The organism is Bradyrhizobium sp. 23AC (assembly GCF_054863025.1).
In genome coordinates, this window is record NZ_JAVAYN010000328.1 from 1 (window position 1) to 230 (window position 230).

1 protein-coding gene is annotated in these 230 nt (G+C 63.5%); it reads right to left on the bottom strand.

Going from position 1 to position 230, the window contains the following annotated elements; all coding sequences use genetic code 11:
* On the bottom strand, positions 1-230 hold a 230-nt coding region (locus tag RAD10_RS42630), incomplete at both ends, for a Kae1-like domain-containing protein (protein WP_461622104.1).

Here is a 230-nt window from a genome sequence, read left to right on the forward strand (position 1 = left end):
CGAGGCTCAAACCTCCATCGTTGGGCGGCAGCTGCCGTGGCACCAGCGGGGTGAGGCCTGCGCTGCGGCAACCGCGCTCAATTTCATCCGCCAGCACCGCGTTCAGAAAGCAGCCGCCGCTTAGAACGATGGTATTGACGCCTGTTTTCCGTGCAGAGCGACTGACCCAGTCAATGCAAGCGGCGGCAAAGGTGCCATGAAACAGCCCGGCTCCTTCCGCCGCGTCGATG